Annotated in this window: 17 protein-coding genes and 1 other RNA gene; 13 read left to right on the forward strand and 5 right to left on the reverse strand. The window is 61.2% G+C overall.

Annotation, left to right across the window (positions count from 1 at the left end; translation table 11 throughout):
- The first annotated feature begins 61 nt into the window (after window positions 1-61).
- From AB1E33_RS21570 to AB1E33_RS21595, 6 genes are all read left to right on the forward strand, one after another.
- Window positions 62-1360 (forward strand): NAD(P)/FAD-dependent oxidoreductase, encoded by a 1299-nt coding sequence (locus tag AB1E33_RS21570; RefSeq protein ID WP_372579311.1) that lies wholly within the window; start codon window positions 62-64, stop codon window positions 1358-1360.
- Window positions 1357-2118 carry a DUF1365 domain-containing protein gene (locus AB1E33_RS21575; protein ID WP_372579312.1) on the forward strand — a complete coding sequence of 254 codons (762 nt, stop codon included), beginning with the start codon at window positions 1357-1359 and terminating at the stop codon, window positions 2116-2118. The genes AB1E33_RS21570 and AB1E33_RS21575 overlap by 4 nt, the downstream gene beginning before the upstream one ends.
- 2 nt (window positions 2119-2120) lie before the next feature.
- Window positions 2121-3362, forward strand: coding sequence for an MFS transporter (locus AB1E33_RS21580; protein ID WP_372579313.1), 1242 nt, complete (start codon window positions 2121-2123; stop codon window positions 3360-3362).
- A gap of 2 nt (window positions 3363-3364) precedes the next feature.
- Window positions 3365-3949: a DUF3833 domain-containing protein gene (locus tag AB1E33_RS21585; RefSeq protein WP_372579314.1), complete on the forward strand. Its 585-nt coding sequence runs from the start codon at window positions 3365-3367 to the stop codon at window positions 3947-3949.
- Window positions 3946-4677 carry an SDR family NAD(P)-dependent oxidoreductase gene (locus AB1E33_RS21590; RefSeq protein WP_372579315.1) on the forward strand — a complete coding sequence of 244 codons (732 nt, stop codon included), beginning with the start codon at window positions 3946-3948 and terminating at the stop codon, window positions 4675-4677. The genes AB1E33_RS21585 and AB1E33_RS21590 overlap by 4 nt, the downstream gene beginning before the upstream one ends.
- A gap of 68 nt (window positions 4678-4745) precedes the next feature.
- Window positions 4746-5063 (forward strand): DUF3775 domain-containing protein, encoded by a 318-nt coding sequence (locus tag AB1E33_RS21595; protein WP_372579316.1) that lies wholly within the window; start codon window positions 4746-4748, stop codon window positions 5061-5063.
- Between the two features lie 16 nt (window positions 5064-5079).
- Here the strand turns inward: AB1E33_RS21595 and AB1E33_RS21600 are convergent, their stop codons facing one another.
- The 4 genes from AB1E33_RS21600 to ffs form a co-directional block, all read right to left on the reverse strand.
- Window positions 5080-6135, reverse strand: coding sequence for a saccharopine dehydrogenase (locus AB1E33_RS21600; protein ID WP_372579317.1), 1056 nt, complete (start codon window positions 6133-6135; stop codon window positions 5080-5082).
- Window positions 6136-6147: 12 nt separating this feature from the next.
- Window positions 6148-6762, reverse strand: a complete 615-nt coding sequence (locus tag AB1E33_RS21605; protein ID WP_372579318.1) for a glutathione S-transferase family protein — start codon at window positions 6760-6762, stop codon at window positions 6148-6150.
- A 12-nt stretch (window positions 6763-6774) separates the two neighbouring features.
- A complete protein-coding gene (locus AB1E33_RS21610) occupies window positions 6775-7425 on the reverse strand; it encodes a histidine phosphatase family protein (RefSeq protein ID WP_372579319.1) in 651 nt (216 codons plus the stop codon).
- Between the two features lie 129 nt (window positions 7426-7554).
- Window positions 7555-7653: signal recognition particle sRNA small type (gene ffs / locus AB1E33_RS21615), an RNA gene on the reverse strand.
- 149 nt (window positions 7654-7802) lie between these two features.
- Here ffs and nudC point away from each other — a divergent pair.
- Window positions 7803-8774 carry an NAD(+) diphosphatase gene (nudC, locus tag AB1E33_RS21620; RefSeq protein ID WP_372579320.1) on the forward strand — a complete coding sequence of 324 codons (972 nt, stop codon included), beginning with the start codon at window positions 7803-7805 and terminating at the stop codon, window positions 8772-8774.
- A gap of 39 nt (window positions 8775-8813) precedes the next feature.
- Complete coding sequence (locus tag AB1E33_RS21625; RefSeq protein WP_372579321.1) at window positions 8814-9281, forward strand: SRPBCC family protein; 468 nt, start codon at window positions 8814-8816, stop codon at window positions 9279-9281.
- An 8-nt stretch (window positions 9282-9289) separates the two neighbouring features.
- On the opposite strand, the gene AB1E33_RS21630 is transcribed toward AB1E33_RS21625, so the two are convergent.
- Entirely contained in the window at window positions 9290-10123 is an 834-nt protein-coding gene (locus AB1E33_RS21630; RefSeq protein ID WP_372579322.1) for a prephenate dehydratase, read from the reverse strand.
- Window positions 10124-10244: 121 nt separating this feature from the next.
- Here AB1E33_RS21630 and AB1E33_RS21635 point away from each other — a divergent pair, with 121 nt between their 5' ends.
- The 5 genes from AB1E33_RS21635 (at window position 10245) to AB1E33_RS21655 (ending at window position 16612) form a co-directional block, all read left to right on the forward strand.
- Window positions 10245-10751, forward strand: a complete 507-nt coding sequence (locus tag AB1E33_RS21635; protein ID WP_372579428.1) for a c-type cytochrome — start codon at window positions 10245-10247, stop codon at window positions 10749-10751.
- 176 nt (window positions 10752-10927) lie between these two features.
- Window positions 10928-12844 (forward strand): extracellular solute-binding protein, encoded by a 1917-nt coding sequence (locus tag AB1E33_RS21640; RefSeq protein ID WP_372579323.1) that lies wholly within the window; start codon window positions 10928-10930, stop codon window positions 12842-12844.
- A 1-nt stretch (window position 12845) separates the two neighbouring features.
- A complete protein-coding gene (locus tag AB1E33_RS21645) occupies window positions 12846-13928 on the forward strand; it encodes a microcin C ABC transporter permease YejB (protein ID WP_372579324.1) in 1083 nt (360 codons plus the stop codon).
- A complete protein-coding gene (locus AB1E33_RS21650; protein ID WP_372579325.1) occupies window positions 13929-15035 on the forward strand; it encodes an ABC transporter permease in 1107 nt (368 codons plus the stop codon). It abuts the gene before it with no gap.
- Entirely contained in the window at window positions 15032-16612 is a 1581-nt protein-coding gene (locus AB1E33_RS21655) for an ABC transporter ATP-binding protein (protein ID WP_372579326.1), read from the forward strand. Before AB1E33_RS21650 ends, AB1E33_RS21655 begins: the two co-directional genes overlap by 4 nt.
- The last annotated feature ends 68 nt before the right edge of the window (window positions 16613-16680 follow it).

Genomic DNA, 16680 nt, shown 5'->3' on the forward strand with positions numbered 1-16680 from the left:
GAAGCCGTTGCTCAACCGTAATGCATGTCAGGAACGGAATAGTGTCGGAGAAACACGCAAAATGCCATTTGAACACTCTGCGGGCGCGCCCCGGAAGATCGCCGTCATTGGCGGAGGTATCTCGGGGATGGGCGCGGCCAACCTGCTGGCCGACACCCACAACGTTACGCTCTACGAGGCAGAGGGTCGGCTGGGCGGCCATGCCCGCACGGTTATTGCAGGCAGAAACGGGGATCAGCCAGTCGATACCGGCTTTATCGTTTTCAATCGCGCCACCTATCCGCGGCTGATCAATCTGTTTGACAAGCTGGGTGTGCCGGTTTCCGAAAGCAACATGAGCTTTGGCGTCTCAGCGCGTGGCGGCGCAGTGGAATACGCGCTGCATGGTGCAGATGCGATGTTTGCCCAGCGGCGCAACATGGCGCGACCCGGCTTTCTGCGGATGGTGCGCGATCTGTTTCATTTCAACACCAAAGCCCCGCTCTATGCCCACGACCGCGAGATCACGGTGCGTGAAGTGTTACAGCGACTGGGCACTGGGAGCTGGTTTCGGAAGTACTACCTGGAGCCGTTCTCGGGTGCGATCTGGTCGACGCCCAAGGACAAAATCCTGGATTTCCCGGCCTGGGCGATGATCCGGTTCTTCGAGAACCACGCGCTGCTGAATTATGACGGTCAGCATCAATGGTACACGGTGCGCGGTGGCTCGGTGGAATATGTGCGTCGCCTTCAGCTTGCGATGCAGCGCAAGGGCGTGTCGCTGCGTCTGGGCGCGCCTATCGACGGGGTGCGCCGCACCTCGCTGGGGCCGCAGGTCAAGACAAACGGCACTGAATGGGAGCTCTATGACGAGGTGGTCTTCGCCACCCATTCCGATGATACGCTGGCGCTGCTTTCGGATGCGACGCCAAGCGAACAGGCAGCTCTTTCCGCGATCCGCTATCAGGCCAATCATGCGGTGCTGCATGCCGACACTTCGCTAATGCCGCGGCGGCGGAAATGCTGGGCCAGTTGGAACCACACCGAAGATGCGCAGCCGCAGTCGGACCGGATCGATCTGACCTATTGGATGAATCTGCTGCAGCCGATCCCGAAGGAGGACCCGCTGTTTGTGACTCTGAATTCGCGTCGCCGTATCCGCGAAGAGCTGATCTACGAAGAGGCCAGCTTCCGCCATCCGGTCTTTGATAGCGCGGCTCTGGCGGCGCAGGAAAAGATCGCGCGGTTCAACGGGACGGCGGCCACCTGGTTCTGTGGCGCCTGGATGCGCAACGGGTTCCACGAGGACGGCCTAGACAGCGCGGTCAATGTCGTTGAAGGCATCAACCGTGTCGCGATGACACCGATGGCGGCAGAATGACCGGGGCCGTACAACATATCCCGGCCCATACGTTTCATGGGCGCAAAGGCGCGGTGCAGAACGGATTCCGTTATTCGCTGGATTATATTCTGTTGGATCCCGAGCAGGATCAGCCTGCGCCGCTCCTGTTCTCACGCAGGCTCCCGAGCCTGATGGGCTACCGCACGCGTGACCACGGTGGCACGCCGAAGCGGGGCGAGGGGGCTAGATGGCTGCGCCGGGTGTTCGAGCAATACCAGCTGCCGCAGCCCAAACGCATTGCCCTGCTGACGCAGCCGCGTGTGCTGGGTTATGTGTTCAACCCGGTCAGTTTCTGGCTGTGCTATGACGAGTCGGATGATCTGACCGTGGTGGTGGCAGAGGTCACCAACACGTTCGGTACCCGCCACAGCTATCTCTGCCACAAGCCCGATCTGTCGCGGATCGACCCCAGCGACCGTCTTACCGCAACCAAGCTCTTGCATGTCTCGCCCTTCCAGCCGCGCGATGGCGGTTATACCTTCCGCTTCGACATTAGTGATGCGCGGATCGGCGTCTGGATTGATTATGGCCGCAAAAAGGGCGGGTTGATCGCCACGCTGACCGGCAGCTGCCAGCCTCTGACCAACCGGGCGATCCTGTGGTCGGCCCTGCGTCGCCCGTTCGGGGCGCGGCGTGTCATGGCGCTGATCCATTGGCAGGCGATCAAGCTATGGTTCAAGCGCGCGAATTTCCGGCGCGAGCCTGAGCCGCATCAGCCGGATGTGAGCCGGGGATGAGCATGGCGCGCACGGATATCCTAGTGTCAGAACGGCTGGGGGCCTATGCGATCTTTGCTGCGCTGCTGTCGGCGGCGGGACTGCCGCTCTATATCCATGCGCCGAAGTTCTTTGTCGACAGCTACGGGGTGAGCCTGACCGCGCTGGGCGCGGTCCTGTTCGGGCTGCGCCTGCTGGATGTGGTGCAGGATCCGGCGCTGGGCTGGCTGGCAGAACGGCTACGGCACCATCGTCAGGTTGCGGTGGCCGCTGCGGTCACGGCGCTTGCGGGCGCGATGGTGGCGCTTTTTGCAATCACCCCGCCGATGGCACCGATGCTGTGGTTTGCGTTGATGTTGACGATCGTGTTTTCGGCCTTCAGCTTTCTGACCATCTGTTTCTATGCCCAAGGCGTCAGCAAGGCGGACCATATGGATGGGATGGGGCATATCCGGCTGGCGCGCTGGCGCGAGACCGGAGCACTGCTGGGCGTGTGCGTTGCCGCCATCGCGCCGGTTGGTCTGGCGGCGGTGACAGATCAGCCCTTTGCCGGGTTCGCGCTGGGCTTTGCCCTGCTCGCCTGTCTTGCCGGGTGGGTGATGCGGACCGAATGGGCCGCTGGACCGCTGCGCAAATCTACAGGCTTTGCTCCGGTGTTGCGAGACCGGGTCGCGGGGCGTTTGCTGGTGATCGCGTTTCTGAACGCGGCTCCTGTGGCGGTCTCCTCGACGCTGTTTTTGTTTTTTGTCGAAAGCCGTCTGGCTGCACCGGGTGCGGAAGGCCCACTGCTCCTGCTTTTTTTCCTCTGCGCCGCCTGTGCCGCGCCAATCTGGGGCAAGGCGGCAGAGGCCTGGGGAGCAAAACGCGCGCTGATCGCGGGGATGTGCCTGTCGATCCTGTCCTTTGGTTTTGCGATCACGCTGGTGGCCGGGGATGTGGCGGCATTTGCGGTGATCTGTGTCTTCTCGGGCGCGGCCCTTGGCGCGGATCTGACGCTGCTTCCTGCGCTTTTTGCCACGCGCATGGCAAAAATTTCGCCCACCGCCGCCGAAGGGTTCGGCTTGTGGGCGTTCGTTTCGAAATTCTCGCTGGCCATCGCAGCAGTCGCGTTGCTGCCGGCGCTCGAATATGCCGGGTTCCGCTCGGGCATGGACAACACCGACGAGGCATTGCGCCTGTTGTCGCTATTCTATGCCGGGTTGCCCTGCGTCCTCAAACTGGCCGCGCTGGCTTTGCTAGCGGCCACCGATCTGAAAGGAAACTGACCATGGAGGCGATCCTCTATATGTTACTGGGCGGCGCGCTTGTTCTGGCGCTCGCGTTTGCGAAACGACGATTCATGTCCTTCCTGTCGCAAAGCCCCGATGACTATGTCTCGCAAGGCCCCGATTTCGACCTGCGCCAACATCTCAACGGTCCCATTCAATGCGAGGGTGTGATCTATGGGCCGACGGGCCGCGTGACGTCGCGCTTCGTCGGGGATTTCGACGCCAGCTGGCAGGGCAATCGCGGCGTGATGCGGGAACATTTCCGCTATGACAGCGGCAACACGCAGGATCGGAAATGGGCATTGGAGCTGGACGATGAGGGTCGGATCCGCGCCACCGCACCGGATGTGATCGGTGTGGGCGAAGGGCGTCAGAGCGGTTCGGCCGTGCAATTGCGCTATCGCATCCAATTGCCGGAAAGCGCGGGTTCGCATGTGCTGGACGTGGTGGACTGGATGTATTTGGCCCCCAATGGCACCATCGTGAACCGCTCGCAATTCCGCAAATTCGGCATTCAGGTGGCAGAGCTGGTGGCCACGATGCGGCCGCTTGATCTCCGGATAGAGGAGCGCGATGCCGCGTGAGGGACTGGGCCGGAAAACGCTACTGGCTGGTGGGCGCCAGCGAGGGGCTGGGCGCGGAGCTTGCCAGGATCATGAGCCGCAGCGGCGCGCATCTGATCCTGTCGGCACGCTCAATTGACCGGCTTGAGGCGCTGGCCGCGGAGCTGCCCGGCCCGACCGAGGTGGTGCCTCTGGATGTTTCGGATGATGACAGCGTGCGCAAGGCCGCTGCACGGGTCGGCGAGATCGACGGAATGGTGTTTCTCGCCGGCGTCTATTGGCCGATGGCTGCGCAGAATTGGGATTATTTTCGGGCCAATGCCATGGCGGATGTCAACTTCACCGGGTTGATGCGTGTTCTCGGCGTGATCGTGCCACAGATGGTGGTGCGGGACGCGGGCCATATCGTGGTGACCGGATCGCTCTCGGGCTATCGCGGCCTGCCCGGCGCGGTCGGTTATGCCGCGTCAAAGGCCGGAACCATGGTGTTGACCGAGGGGCTTTATGCCGATCTGCGCCAAACCGGCATTGATGTGCAACTGGCCAATCCCGGTTTTATCTACACCCGCCTGACCGAGAAGAATGATTTTGCCATGCCCGCGATCATGGAACCCGAGCGGGCGGCGCAGATCATGTTCGATCACATGAACACCGATCATTTCCAGCGTGCCTTTCCGGTTCCCTTCGCCTGGCTGTTCCGTTTGGGGCAATTACTGCCGGACTGGCTCTATTTCCGGCTATTTGCGTAAGATCAAAGACCACGCGCCGCGCGCCTGATTGGGTGCGATCCGTGAACGCGGACAGGAGTGCGATTCAGATGTTGGAAATTTCAGCGCGCAAAGTGGCGCAAGTGGCGATGATGGCACGCGAATTGGGGCGCGCCGAGGGCGAAATGCGGGCCTTCATCGACCGGATGGACGAAGATGAGCAGGCCGAACTGGTGGCGATCATGTGGATCGGGCGCGACAGTTTCGATGTTCAGGAACTGGGCGAAGCGATCCGCACCGCTAAGGCAGAGGCCTCGACCCCTTGTGCCGACTACCTGATCGGCACACCGCATCTGTCGGACCATCTGGAAAACGGGCTGGACGCGCTGGGCATCTCTGCCGAGGATGTGGAAAACGACCTGATGTGAGGGCCAGTAGGGCGGGCTACAGTTCCTTGAGGTGCCGTTCGAAGACCTGCCGTGCCCGTCCCCAGACGCCCGCGCCGATGTCCTCGAGCGTCAGCAGCGAAGGCAACAGTTGCGCAGCATAGTCGTGCGAGCTTTCAACCGGCAGCATCGATGGCAAGTTATCGATGGCCATCACGTCCAGCACCCGGTTAGTCGCAACCCTTAGCACCGGCTGGTCCCACGTGGTGGCACGGTCATAGACCGGCACCGGGTTATAGTCGCTGTCGGGATCGCAGGCGATGTCACCGATGGCGGTCAGGCGGCGCGGTGCCTCAAGCGCCGAGTGCGGCACAAAGACCGGCGTCCCGGGGCGGGCGAGAATGCAGTTCAGAAACAGATCGTGGCTCAGGATTTCGGGAAACGGCCCACCACTGGCGGTTTCCGCCATGTCCCAGCGGGTGACGCTGACACCCATCGCCTCGCAGATGTCGGCGGCCCCGCGTCCGACGCGACCGAGCGCGCCGATGACAAGGGCCGAAGGGCGCGGTTTCCCTGTCGCGTCGAGCTCTGACGACAGCGCCGAGGTCAGGGCGTCCTTGCCGGGATAGGTGGCGACCCGGCCGCAGATCGCGCCGCGTTGCTGCGCGGCCCAGGCTTTCAGCGTGACTGCCGCCCCGGCATACCCGGCCCAGTAGCCGAAGGCGGCAATGCGTCGACCGTCTTCATCCACCAGGTATTCCAGATCGTAAAGCGTGCCGCCGCCCGCCTTGAACCGTTGCAGAAGCGCGCAGCCCGCGCCTTGTCCCTTGAACGCATGGCCGAACATGATGTGGCGATGGGGCAGGGGCGTGCCGTCTTCAGGAAGCTCCTTTAGGCCGAAGATGATCGCGTCGCGCGGTGCGTCCGGCCAGCTATGGGGCGTGGCGATGGTGCAGCCCGCGTCCCTATAGCCATCGATGGGAATCGCGCGACTGGCGCTTTCCTCGACCGTGACCGCGATCCCCGCCGCGACCAGCGCAGCCGCGCCTTCCGGGATCAGGCCCGTGCGTTCTTCGTTTGCGCGCTGTTCGGCGCGAACCCAGAGATGTGTCATGCCAGCCCCCTCCTACAGCATTCCCGCCTGCGTTACGGCCCTGACAGAAGGGCGCGCGCTCATGGCATCGCGAAACGCGGTGATCTTGGGAAAGACGGAGGGATCAACGCCGTCAGCTTCCAGCCAGCTGCACACCACATATAGGTAACAATCCGCAAGGCTGACGCGGTCCCCCAGCACGAAAGGACCGCGCAACCCGCTGGCTTCGATATAGGCGCAGGACTCGGTCATAATCTGCGGCACCTTGGCCTTCATGTCCTGCCAACTGCTTTCGAGATCGGCCCAGCGATGGCCGCGCAGCCGGTGGGCGTGGTTCACATGCATGGTCGAGGCCAGGTAATACATCACCTCGCGCATGCGGGCGGCCAGTACCGGGTCGTCAGGCACCAGCCCGGCTTGCGGCGCCAGTGCCGCCACATAGTCCAGCAGCGCGCCGGTCTCGGTCAGAATGCCGCCTTCAACTGCCAGCGCTGGCACCCGGCCCTTGGGGTTGATCTGGTGATAGGCGGGTTTGGTCTGCTCGCCGCTTGCGAAATCCAGCTTGACCGCTTCATAGGGCAGGCCGGCCTCTTCCAGCGCGATGGCTACGGCAACCGAGATGGTGCGAGGGGCGTAATAGAGCTGCATCAGGGCGTCTCCTCAGAGGTGGGTCTGGGCATACTGGCGATCGGGCGCTTCAAGATGCGGGATCGCATTGAACAGGACCGGGCTCAGCTCGGCCCCTATAGGGTGCAAACGATGAAGCGAGGTGTTCATGATGGCAAGAGCCACCCGCGCCATGGACCGGGTGTCCAGCCCCAGCACCTGCCGCATCACCATTGAGATCAGCCCGCCCGAGGTCACCACGATGGCCGGGCCATTACCCGCGCCGATCTCGCTGAGAACATCGCCTACGCGGGTCGTGAACTGGTCAAAGCTTTCAGGTGGATTGTCGATCTCGCCTGCTTCCCAGGCGGCGAAGGTGCGCGGCAGATGTTCAACAAATCCTTCGCGGTCTTCGGGGATCAGAACGCCCTTCTGGTCCTGCAAGAGCTGGGCGAGGGCAAAATATTCGATCTCGTTCAGGCGGGCGTCCTGAATGGGGTCCACAAGCCCCATGCTGGCGGCGGTTTCGATATGGCGGGTCAACGTGCCGCAATAGGCGCGCGGGTGATGCGTGCCGGTGCCGCGCAGATGCGCGCCCAGCCAATTTGCCTGCTGGTGGCCCAGTGGGCTGAGCTTGTCATAGCTGGCTTCGTCGCGGGCTTCAGTATTGGCCTGTCCGTGACGGACAAGGGTGATGTAGGACATGGGTACTGCTCTCCGGTTGGCCTTGTCTTAGGCCAGCGGGGCGAATTGCGCCATATGTGATCTGCATCCCGCGCGTCTTCCCACGAACGCAGGCGATTGCGTGTGGGGTTGGTTCAGCGACAAGGAGATAAGTGAGAGGTTGGACATCGACCCAAGCGGGGCTCGTTGTGGCTGCTTCCTTCCGGACCTGACCAGGTTGGCGAGGCGCTCGCCCGCGCCAACCTCTCACGCGTCGATATAGGCGCGTTGCGCAGGGTTGGCAAGATGAGTCTCGGACCCGCTTTGGCGGGATTTTCGGGCCGCCCTCATGAACGCCATTGCTCTTGGCTGGCAGAAGTGGCAGCCCTGTCGGCACATTTCGTCTGGGAAAGCAGATCATGAAACATGCCGAACAGGTGACCTTTGGCGGGTCTGGTCTCAATCGTTCCGCGCATCAGCGCGCGGACCCTGCAGCGCTCGCGCAACTGGCGCAGCATGAAGGCGCCAGATACCATCTGCTCTGGCGCGGCAAGGTGCTGCTGCAGCCCGATGAAGCGCGGGTCCTGCCGCATGTGGCGGCGGATCATCTCCTGGTAAAAGCAGCGTTGATCCCGCCGGTCTTTCTGGGCGCTGCCGATGATGGCACGCCTCATTTCGCCTGCGACATCTCGAACTGGTCACCCGATGCGGCGGAGTTGGGGACCGTGGGCGCGTTCCACGACCCCAGCCAACAACAGCATCCCGACCTGCCCGACGGCCAGGTGTTCTGCGAGCTGCGGCGGATGATGACGGCGCTTAACCCGCGCGAGGCGGAACTGGCGGCGACGGCGCGGGCGCTGTTCAGCTGGCATGAAACGCACCGTTTCTGCGCCCGTTGCGGGGCGGAAAGCGAGATGATGCAGGGCGGGTGGCAAAGGACCTGCCCAAGCTGCGGCGGGCAGCACTTTCCACGCACCGATCCGGTTGTGATCATGCTGATCACACATGGCGATTCGGTACTTATGGGGCGTTCGCCGGGTTGGCCCGAGGGGATGTATTCGTTGCTTGCGGGTTTTGTGGAGCCGGGCGAGACCCTGGAGGCCGCCGTCCGCCGCGAAGTTGCCGAAGAGGCCGGGGTGCCGGTCGGGCAGGTGACTTATCTGGCCAGCCAGCCTTGGCCGTTTCCGACCTCGCTTATGATCGGCTGCGCGGGTGAGGCGCTGTCGCGCGACATCTCGATCGATCCGACAGAGATTGAGGACGCATTCTGGGTGACGAAATCTGGGATGCTGCAGGTCTTTGCCGGGGAAAACCCCGAGATCAAACCCGCCCGCACCGGTTCGATCGCGCATTTCCTGATCCGTAACTGGCTTGCGGATAGGCTGGATTGACGCAACACTCTGCGCAACCGGAACCCGTCAGGACCCTTCATGCAGATAGCAGGAACCGAGGATATCGCAGCGCCCATCAGCGATGTGTTCGACATGCTGTCGGAGTTTGACAGTTTCGAGCGCAATGCGATCCGGCGCGGGATCGATGTGCGGCGGCTGAACGACCACTCGCGTGCGATGCGCGGGCTGGAATGGCAGGCGGCGTTCCAGCTACGCGGCAAGCCGCGCAACCTGCATCTGGTGCTGTGCCGGTATGACAGGCCACATCTGATGCAGATCGATTCGTCGACCAAGGGGATCGAATGCACTATGCTGGTGGAGCTTATGCCGCTGTCGCCGCGCCGCACCCGTCTGCACCTCAAGCTCAAGCTGCGGCCCAATACGCTGCCCGCGCGGCTGTTCGTACAGTCGCTGAAACTGGCCCGCCGTAACCTGAACCGGCGATTCAAGAATCGGCTGAGTGAATTTGCCCGGAACATGGAGAACCGCCAGACCAAGGTGCGGTAACGCGCCGGTCAGGTGCGCTGACGGGTGGCAGGGTAGACGCCCAGAACCTCGACTTCAGCGGTGAAATAGGCCAGCTCGTCCAGCGCCAGTTGCACATTCGCGTCATTGGGATGCCCTTCGATATCGGCATAGAACTGCGTCGCGGTGAATGACCCGTCGACCATGTAGCTTTCCAGCTTGGTCATGTTGACGCCGTTGGTCGCGAAGCCGCCCATCGCCTTATAAAGTGCGGCGGGGATGTTGCGGACCTGAAACACGAATGAAGTAATCATCCCGTGATCGCCCCGACGCGTCATGTCGGCCTCGCGCGACATTATCAGGAACCTTGTGGTGTTGTTGCCCTGATCCTCGATATGGCGGGCCAGAACGTCCAGCCCATAGATTTCACCCGCCAACTCGCTGGCCAGCGCGGCGATTGCCGGTTCGCCACGCTCAGCGATCTCGCGGGCGGCACGGGCATTGTCGGGGCTGACGCGGCCGGTGATGTTGTGCTGGCGCAAAAAGCCTGCGCATTGCGGCAACAGCACAAGATGGGAATGCGCCTCCCGCACTTGGTCCAGCGCCGTTCCGCGCACCGCCAGCAGGTTGATATGGACGCGCACAAAGGCCTCGTCGATGATATGCAGACCGCTATGGGGCAGCAGCCGGTGGATATCGGCCACCCTTCCATAAGTGGTGTTTTCGACCGGCAGCATGGCCAGATCGGCCGCGCCACTGCGCACGGCTTCGATCACGTCTTCGAAGGTGCGGCAGGGCAGCGGCTCCATCCCGGGCCGCGCGTCGCGGCAAGCCTCGTGGCTATAGGCGCCGGGTTCCCCCTGAAATGCGATGCGATTGGTCATTTGATAGGCTTCCATGCAACAAGCCCGCGAATTGGGCGATTGGTCGCGCTGTCTATACCTTGCCTCTTGCGAGGGGAAGCCTTAGACACCTGCGCAGACAGCTGAAATGGACTCGCGATCAATGTTCGACACGATGACAGTTACCAAGGCCGCGGCCGGCCTCTTTGGCGCCTTTCTGGTGTTTCTTCTGGGGAAGTGGGCAGCAGAAGAGATCTACCATGTGGATGGCCATGGCGATGCCGCCTATATTGTTGAGCCTCTGGAAGGCAATGACACCGTCAGCGAGGCCGAAGAGGTCAATTTCGACGAGCTGATGATGGCGGCAGAAGTGGACAAGGGCGCCAACGTGTTCAAGAAATGCCAAGCCTGCCACAAACTGGAAGACGGTGCCAATGGCACCGGTCCTTATCTTTATGGTGTTGTGGGTCGCCCGATCGCATCGGCTGCCGGGTTCGGATACTCCTCAGCCATGCAGGGCAAGGGCGGCGATTGGACCGTGGAAGAACTTGACGCGTTCCTGGCCAACCCCAAGGGCGCGGTGTCGGGGACCTCGATGGCCTTCGCGGGCCTCAAGAAGCAAAGCGATCGTGTCAATCTGATCGCTTACCTCGACAGTCTCGACAACTGAGCCGGAACACATGGATTTTTTAGGGGCCGCTGCCGGAGCAGCGGCCCTTTTTCTTTCATTAACGCTTCTTCACGGCGCGTTCACATGTTCTAAACTTGCAACTTGAATCGCTGGACCATTTTCTAGCACAAGCAAGATTGGCCCTTAACGCCAACCAGACCGGAGAGGATGAGCCGATGAAACCCACCAAAGCCGCAGCCCGTGAGGGCGTTTTGGACGCGAGGTTAAGGTTCGTTGGGGTTCTGGGCCTGTCAGTTGCCCTGTTTCTGGGTGGGGCAACGTTGCTGCGGGCCAATGACGATGTCGTGCGTAGCCATGGCTATTCCTATTTCGGAAATCTGGATTACCCCGAGGACTATCCGCATCTGAGCTACGTGAACCCGAAGGCCCCAAAAGGTGGCGAGATGTCGCTTGCCGCGTCAGGCACCTTTGATTCGCTTAACCCCTATTCGCGCAAGGGCCGTGCCGGTGCGTTGACCTCGATCCAGTATGACAGTCTGATCGAAAGCAGCAGCGACACGGTCGGGCAGTATTACGGGGTGCTGGCCAAGAGCCTCGAATATGACAAGGACCGCAATTTCGTGATCTTTCACATGCGGCCCGAGGCGACATTCTGGGATGGCACGCCGGTGACGGCCCATGACGTGGTTTACAGTCACACGCTGTTCATCACCCAAGGTTTGCCGTCATACGCGCAAGCCGTGGGCCACATGGTCACCGGGGCCGAGGCGCTGGATGATCATACGGTCAAATTCACCTTCAACCCCGAAGTCAGCCGCCGCAGCCTGATCGAAACCGTTGGCAATACCACCGTCTTCTCAAAGGCGTGGTTCGAAGCGGACGAGACGCGGCGTCTGGATGAGCCGCGGCTAGAAGTGGCGGTCGGCTCTGGGCCCTACAAACTGGACAGCTATGACATCAACCGCCGCATTGTCTACAAGCGCCGGAACGACTATTGGGGCAAGGATTTGCCGTTCAACGTGGGACGCAACAATTTCGACACCATCCGGGTTGAGTATTTTGCCGATCAGACGGCCGCGTTCGAGGCGTTCAAGGCTGGCGTCTACACCTACCGGATCGAAAGCGATCCCAAGATCTGGGATACCGGTTATGAATTTCCCAAGGTCCAGAACGGTCAGGTGATCAAGGACGAGATCCCCGATCGCAGCCCGCCGACGCCGTCGGGTTTTGTGTTCAATCTGGGCAAGCCGCAATTTGCAAACAAGAAAGTGCGCGAGGCTCTGGCCCTGGCGTTCAATTTCGAATGGGCCAACGAATCGCTTATGTTCGGCCTGAACACGCAGCGCAACTCGTTCGTTCAGGGCACCCATCTGGAAGCGACCGGTGTGCCCGAAGGCGCGGAACTGGACTTTCTCAAATCGCTTGGCGATGTCGTGCCCGAGGAGCTGATCTCTGAACCTGCCCTGATGCAGCATGAATCCCGCTCTGCAAGGCTGAATGACCGCACCAATCTGCGCAAGGCGTCGCGGATGCTGGACGAGGCCGGATGGGACGTTGGTGCGGGCAACCTGCGCCGCAACGCAGAAGGCCAGACGCTGAAGGTTGAAATCCCGTATCCGTCAAGCCTGCCCACGTCGATCACGACCATGATCGAGACCTATGTGCAAAATCTGCAGGCGCTGGGCGTGGATGCAAAGGCCGACAAGATCGACCCAGCGCAATACACCCTGCGCAGCCGCGAGCGCGACTATGACATGGTCTATTCGAATCGCTATGGCGCGTTCCTGTCTACGGGTGGCGGGTTGAGCCAGATGTATGGCTCGAAAGAAGCGGAGTTCAGCCTGTTCAACCCGGCCGGTCTGGCAAGCCCCCTGGTCGATGCGATCATCGAAGCCTCTTTCGACACAACCGATCAGAACCAGCAGGACGCCGCGCTGATGGCGCTGGACCGGTCGCTACGCTATGAGTTCTTTGTGATCCCTGACGGGTATGTGGCGAATTACTGGGTGGCGTATTACAACATGTATCAATACCCCGAGGAACTGCCGCCCTTCTCGTTGGGCCATCTCGACCTGTGGTGGGTCGACGAGGAGAAGGCCGCGAAACTGAAGGCAGAAGGCGCGCTGCGGTAACATGGGCGCTTATATCCTAAGACGCCTGTTGTTGGTCATCCCGACCTTGCTGGGCATCATGATCATGAACTTCACACTGGTACAATTTGTGCCGGGTGGCCCGATCGAACAGATCATCGCACAGATCGAAGGGCAGGGCGACGTCTTTGCCGGTTTCGCGGGTGGCGAAGCGTCCAGCCCGGAGCCGCAAGGCGGGGATGAGCAGTATATCGGCGCGCGCGGGTTGCCGCCGGAATTCATCGCGGAACTGGAAAAGGAATTCGGCTTCGACAAACCGCCGCTGGAGCGGTTTCTGGGCATGATGGGCAACTATCTGACGCTGGATTTCGGGCAGAGCTATTTCCGTTCGATCAGCGTGATTGATCTGGTGCTGGAAAAGATGCCGGTGTCGATCTCGCTGGGTCTTTGGTCGACGCTGATCGCCTATCTGATCTCGATCCCGCTGGGTATCCGCAAGGCGGTGCGGGATGGCAGCAGTTTCGATACCTGGACCAGCGGCGCGATCATTGTGGCTTATGCGATTCCCGGCTTTCTCTTTGCGATTCTTCTACTGGTGCTTTTTGCCGGTGGCTCCTACTGGCAGATCTTTCCGCTGCGGGGCCTGACCTCGGACAATTGGGACAGCCTAAGCCTGACCGGTAAAGTGCTGGACTATTTCTGGCACATCACGCTGCCGGTGCTGGCCTCGACCATTGCCGCCTTTGCGACGCTTACGCTGTTGACCAAGAATTCCTTTCTGGACGAGATCAAGAAGCACTATGTCATGACCGCGCGCGCCAAAGGACTAAGTGAGCAAAAAGTGCTTTATGGCCATGTTTTTCGAAACGCCATGTTGATCGTGATTGCCGGGTTCCCGGCGGTGTTTATCGGGGTGTTCTTTGGCGGTTCGATAATCATCGAGACGATATTTTCGCTCGACGGGCTCGGGCGGCTGGGGTTCGAGGCCGCCGTGGCGCGTGACTATCCGGTGATCTTTGGCACGCTCTTCATCTTTGGTCTGATGGGGCTGGTTGTCGGCATCATCAGCGACCTGATGTATGTGCTGGTCGATCCCCGTATCGATTTCGAAAAGAGGGAGGGTTAAATGGCGCTCTCTCCGCTCAACCAACGCCGCTGGCGCAATTTCCGCCGCAATGGCCGGGCTTATTGGTCGCTGATCATCTTTTCAGTGATCTTTGGCCTGTCGCTCTTTGCCGAGTTCATCGCCAATGACAAACCGATCCTGGTGAACTATCGCGGCGACTACTACACGCCGATCTTCAAGTTCTATCCCGAGACCGATTTCGGCGGTGATTTCCGGACCGAGGCGATCTATGGCGATCCCGAAGTGAAATGCCTAATTGACAGCGGTGGACTGGAGGCCTGTTTCGATGATCCCGAAGGCATCATCGCCGAGATCAAGGCGGGCACATATCAGGCCGAGGGGTTTGAACGCGGTTGGGCCATCTGGCCGCCGATCCCCTATTCCTTCAACACCTCTGTTGATCGTCCCGGCGCGGCCCCGCTGCCACCAAACGGCCAGAACCTGCTGGGCACTGACGACACCAAGCGTGACGTGCTGGCGCGGGTGATCTATGGCTTCCGCCTGTCGATCCTGTTCACCCTGCTTGTCACCGGAGTGGCCAGCCTGATCGGCATCTTCGCAGGGGCCATACAAGGGTTCTTTGGCGGCTGGCTCGACCTGGTCTTTCAACGCATCATCGAGATCTGGTCGGCAACCCCCTCGCTCTACGTCATCATCATCATGTTCGCCATTCTGGGGCGAAGTTTCTGGCTTCTGGTGGCGCTGATGATCCTGTTCTCATGGACCGGGCTGGTCGGGGTCGTGCGGGCCGAGTTCCTGCGCGCGCGGAACCTGGAATATGTGCGCGCGGCCAAGGCGCTGGGCGTGGGCAACATGACCATCATGTTCCGCCATATGCTGCCCAACGCGATGGTGGCGACGCTGACTTTCCTGCCCTTCATCGTGACCGGCACGATCGGCGGTTTGGCCTCGCTCGACTTTCTGGGCTTTGGTCTGCCTTCTTCGTCCCCCTCGCTGGGCGAGTTGACACTGCAGGCGAAACAGAACCTGCAGGCACCATGGTTGGGCTTCACCGCGTTTTTCACCTTTGCCATCATGCTGTCGCTTCTGGTCTTCATCTTTGAAGGCGTGCGCGATGCGTTTGACCCAAGGAAGACATTTTCATGAGTGCGGTTCTCGAGGTCAAAGGCCTGAGCGTCTCGTTTCGTCAGGACGGGCAGATATCAAAAGCGGTGCGCGGCGTGTCCTTCAACGTGGAGCGTGGCGAGACCGTGGCGCTGGTGGGCGAATCCGGGTCGGGCAAATCGGTCACCGCGCTCAGCACCGTGTCCCTGCTGGGCGACAGCGCAATTGTCGACGGCTCGGTCACTTATGACGGGCAAGAGATGATCGGCGCGTCAAAACAGCGGCTGATGGATGTGCGCGGCAACGATATCAGCTTCATCTTTCAGGAGCCGATGACTTCGCTTAACCCGTTGCACACGATCCAGAAGCAGATGGCCGAAAGCCTTGCCCTGCATCAGGGTGTGACCGGTGATGCGGCGCGGGGGCGCATTGTGGAACTGCTGAACAAGGTCGGTATCCGCGACCCCGAAGAGCGTCTGGACGCCTATCCGCACCAGCTTTCGGGCGGACAGCGGCAGCGGGTGATGATCGCCATGGCGCTGGCCAACAAGCCCGACATCCTGATCGCGGATGAACCGACCACGGCGCTGGACGTGACCATTCAGGCGCAGATCCTGGAACTGCTGGCTGACCTGCAGAAGGCCGAGAATATGGGGATGCTGTTCATCACCCATGATTTGGGCATCGTGCGCCGGATCGCCGATCGGGTCTGCGTGATGAAAGATGGCGAGATCGTCGAGACCGGTGCGACGGCCGAAATTTTCGACAAACCCCAACATCCCTACACCCGGAAGCTGCTGGCCGCGGAACCCTCGGGATCACCGAAGCCGGTTGACGCAAGCGCCGAAGAAGTCGCGCGCACCGATCATCTCAAGGTCTGGTTCCCGATCCAGCGCGGGTTTCTCAAACGCACGGTCGGCCATGTGAAGGCGGTCAACGACGCCACGATCACCGTGCGCGCCGGTGAAACACTTGGGATCGTGGGCGAAAGCGGTTCGGGCAAGACGACGCTGGCACTGGCGATTATGCGACTGATCGCGTCGGAGGGTGGCATCACCTTTCGCGACCAGGACGTGCGCAAATGGTCAACGCGCGAGCTGCGGCGGTTGCGCAAGGACATGCAGATCGTGTTTCAGGATCCGTTCGGCTCGCTGAGCCCGCGGATGACCTGCATGCAGATCATTTCCGAAGGCTTGGCCATTCACCAGGTTGATCCACATCGTGCGCCCCGCGATCTGGTGGCAGAAGTGATGGAGGAGGTTGGGCTGGACCCTGCGGCGATGGATCGCTATCCGCATGAGTTTTCCGGCGGGCAGCGGCAGCGGATCGCCATCGCGCGGGCGATGATCCTGCGACCCAAGCTGCTGGTGCTGGACGAGCCGACCTCGGCGCTGGACATGACCGTGCAGGTTCAGATTGTGGAGCTGTTGCGAAACCTGCAACAGAAATACGGGCTGGCCTACCTGTTCATTTCACATGACCTCAAGGTGGTGCGGGCAATGTCGCATCAAGTGGTCGTGATGAAACAGGGCGATGTGGTCGAGACGGGCGCAGCCGAGTCGCTCTTCGAGAATGCGCAGACCGATTACACCCGCGAGTTGATCGCGGCGGCGGGGTAGTGGGCCAAGCGGTTTCGAAATCGCTTGCTAGGCGTTTGCAAACGCCTTGGTCCGCGCTTTAATGTCGC

It is taken from the genome of Ruegeria hyattellae, from assembly GCF_041537925.1.
Lineage (GTDB): Bacteria > Pseudomonadota > Alphaproteobacteria > Rhodobacterales > Rhodobacteraceae > Ruegeria_C.

Coding starts and splice junctions, on each gene's coding strand:
- AB1E33_RS21580 (WP_372579313.1), top strand. CDS start 2,121: ATGGCGCGCACGGATATCCTAGTGTCAGAACGGCTGGGGGCCTATGCG.
- AB1E33_RS21585 (WP_372579314.1), top strand. CDS start 3,365: ATGGAGGCGATCCTCTATATGTTACTGGGCGGCGCGCTTGTTCTGGCG.
- AB1E33_RS21575 (WP_372579312.1), top strand. CDS start 1,357: ATGACCGGGGCCGTACAACATATCCCGGCCCATACGTTTCATGGGCGC.
- AB1E33_RS21655 (WP_372579326.1), top strand. CDS start 15,032: ATGAGTGCGGTTCTCGAGGTCAAAGGCCTGAGCGTCTCGTTTCGTCAG.
- AB1E33_RS21630 (WP_372579322.1), bottom strand. CDS start 10,123: ATGACCAATCGCATCGCATTTCAGGGGGAACCCGGCGCCTATAGCCAC.
- AB1E33_RS21610 (WP_372579319.1), bottom strand. CDS start 7,425: ATGTCCTACATCACCCTTGTCCGTCACGGACAGGCCAATACTGAAGCC.
- AB1E33_RS21570 (WP_372579311.1), top strand. CDS start 62: ATGCCATTTGAACACTCTGCGGGCGCGCCCCGGAAGATCGCCGTCATT.
- AB1E33_RS21640 (WP_372579323.1), top strand. CDS start 10,928: ATGAAACCCACCAAAGCCGCAGCCCGTGAGGGCGTTTTGGACGCGAGG.
- AB1E33_RS21600 (WP_372579317.1), bottom strand. CDS start 6,135: ATGACACATCTCTGGGTTCGCGCCGAACAGCGCGCAAACGAAGAACGC.
- AB1E33_RS21625 (WP_372579321.1), top strand. CDS start 8,814: ATGCAGATAGCAGGAACCGAGGATATCGCAGCGCCCATCAGCGATGTG.
- nudC (WP_372579320.1), top strand. CDS start 7,803: ATGAAACATGCCGAACAGGTGACCTTTGGCGGGTCTGGTCTCAATCGT.
- AB1E33_RS21645 (WP_372579324.1), top strand. CDS start 12,846: ATGGGCGCTTATATCCTAAGACGCCTGTTGTTGGTCATCCCGACCTTG.
- AB1E33_RS21595 (WP_372579316.1), top strand. CDS start 4,746: ATGTTGGAAATTTCAGCGCGCAAAGTGGCGCAAGTGGCGATGATGGCA.
- AB1E33_RS21635 (WP_372579428.1), top strand. CDS start 10,245: ATGTTCGACACGATGACAGTTACCAAGGCCGCGGCCGGCCTCTTTGGC.
- AB1E33_RS21650 (WP_372579325.1), top strand. CDS start 13,929: ATGGCGCTCTCTCCGCTCAACCAACGCCGCTGGCGCAATTTCCGCCGC.
- AB1E33_RS21605 (WP_372579318.1), bottom strand. CDS start 6,762: ATGCAGCTCTATTACGCCCCTCGCACCATCTCGGTTGCCGTAGCCATC.